Origin of the sequence: Kitasatospora sp. NPDC007106, from assembly GCF_040634455.1 — a bacterium.
GTDB lineage: Bacteria > Actinomycetota > Actinomycetes > Streptomycetales > Streptomycetaceae > Kitasatospora > Kitasatospora arboriphila.
Genome location: NZ_JBEYFP010000934.1, coordinates 1 through 2,155, shown reverse-complemented (window position 1 = coordinate 2,155; position 2,155 = coordinate 1). Strand labels below are relative to the sequence as shown.

The 2,155-nt window shown below is 70.1% G+C and carries 2 protein-coding genes; both read right to left on the bottom strand.

Annotation, left to right across the window (positions count from 1 at the left end; translation table 11 throughout):
- Positions 1-73: 73 nt before the first annotated feature.
- Positions 74-970 carry an alkaline phosphatase family protein gene (locus tag ABZ641_RS34190; protein ID WP_344627337.1) on the bottom strand — a complete coding sequence of 299 codons (897 nt, stop codon included), beginning with the start codon at positions 968-970 and terminating at the stop codon, positions 74-76.
- A gap of 280 nt (positions 971-1,250) precedes the next feature.
- Positions 1,251-2,096: a S8 family peptidase gene (locus tag ABZ641_RS34185; protein ID WP_359988220.1), complete on the bottom strand. Its 846-nt coding sequence runs from the start codon at positions 2,094-2,096 to the stop codon at positions 1,251-1,253.
- Positions 2,097-2,155: the final 59 nt, after the last annotated feature.

Here is a 2,155-nt window from a genome sequence, read left to right as displayed (position 1 = left end):
GGGGGGGGGGGGGGGCGGGGGGCGGCGGCGGGGGCCGCGGTCGGGGTGCAACGGCTGTCCGCGAGGTACACGGTCAGTTCCAGACGCCGGTGATGTCGGAGGCGCTGGCGGCCTTGCCGGCGTGGCTGCCGACCTCGGCGAGGTCCTCCAGGGTGCGGAGCATGTCGTAGTGGTTGTACTTGGTGGTGGGTGCCGATCCGGCCTTGACGGGCTGTCCGTACAGGACGGTGGGGATCTGGTTGCCGCTGTGCTTGTCGTCCTCGTCGTAGGTGATGACGAGCAGGCTGTTGTGGGTCTTGGCCCAGGAGGCGTAGGCGTCGAGGTTCTTCTTGAGCCAGCCGTCTCCGGTGCCGATCGAGCAGTCGTGCATGTCGGAGCAGAGGTTCGGGACGACGAACGAGACCTTGGGCAGCTCGGTGAAGTCGGTGGGGAACTGCGCGAAGGTCTTGCCGGTGCTGGTGGGGACGTTCTTGAAGGCGAACCAGGGGTTGTGCTTCTGCGCGTACTTGCCCTCCTTGCAGGTGGTGGAGCCCTCCTTGGGCAGGGACTCGTTGTAGCTGGCCCAGGTCTGCTTGGCGGCGATCAGCTCGGAGGCGAGGTTGGGGGCGGGCATCGACCCGACCTGGTAGCAGCCGTCGCCGGTGATGCCCTGGGTGCTGCCGGAGAAGACCGCGAAGTAGTTCGGCTGGCTGGGGTGGGTGATGCCGTACGAGGCCTTCAGCACGGCGCCGCCCTTGGCGAGCTGGTTGATGTACGGGGCGTCCTTGCTGCCGATGATCTGGCTGTAGGCGTGGTTCTCCATCATCACGACGACGACGTGGTCTGGCTTCGGCACGGTCGCCGAGGCCGAGGCGCTGTTGACGCCGGCGACGGTGGCCGCGACCCCGGCCGTCAGCGCCGCGGGCACCGCCAGGAGGATCGCGGCCTTGGTGCGGGTGCGGCGGTGCCGGTTCGGGCGAGCGTTGGACATGTCTGTCTCCAGGGGTGTGTAGGGGGATCGTCCGGGATCTGCGGGGCGCCTCCCACCGCCTCGGACGCGGCTCGACGTTCCTGTCCGCGGCCGGGGTGCGTCAAGGTCGGTGCGGTCGGCGCGGTGCCACCTGTCGAGGTCGGCCCAATTCGGTGGACGGCGGTTCCCTTGCGGGCGGGGAGTTCCGGGGTGATCGCCGTTCCGCGGGCCGGTTCAAAACTGTGGATTCGTCAACCGGTCGTCCTGCGGCGGGCTTCCGCGGCGGGGCCGCGGGGGCGGGTCAGCGGACCGGCTGGCTTCCGGTGTAGAGCAGGCGGTTGGGGGTGCCCTTGTCGGCGTTGCCGATCTTTCCGGTGGTCGCGGCGCCGAGGAGCGCGCTCTGCACCTGGGCGGGGGTGGCGTCCGGGTGCGCCGAGAGGTACAGCGTGGCGGCACCGGTGACGTGCGGCGCGGCCATGGAGGTGCCGGTGAGCGAATTGGTGGCGCTGTCGCCGGTGTTCCAGGCGGAGACGATGCCGGTGCCGGGCGCGAACAGGTCGGTGCACGAGCCCCAGTTGGAGTCCGAGCGGCGCATGTCGTCGGAGGTCGCGTTGTTGACGACGATGGCCTCCGCGATGTCGCCGGGCGAGTTCTTGCACGCGTCGGAGTTGCTGTTGCCGGAGGAGACCACCCAGGTGACGCCCGAGGCGATCGAGCGCTTGATCGCCGTGTCCTCGGTGGCGCTGACCCCGCCGTTGATGCTCATGTTGACGACGGCCGGCTTGACGGCGTTCTTGGTGATCCAGTCGGCGGCGGCGACGATCGCCGAGGTCGAGGCGCTGTCGTGGCAGTCGGTCACCCGGACGGCGACCAGTTTGACGCCCTTGGCCACGCCGTAGTCCTTGCCGCCGACCGTGCCGGCCACGTGGGTGCCGTGGCCCAGGCAGTCGGCGCCCTTGCGGCCGTCGCCGACCTCGTCGACGCCGATCGAGGCCCGGCCCTGGAACTGGCCGTGGGTGGTGCGCAGTCCGCTGTCGACGAGGTAGACGGTCACGTTGGAGGCGGTGCCGGCGTAGCTGTAGCCGTGGTCCAGTGGCAGGTTCCGCTGGTCGATCCGGTCCAGCCCCCAGGAGGGCGGGTTCTGCATGCTCGGCGACGCCCCGGACATCCACGTCCTGCCGGTCGGCAACGCGGGCAACATCACCG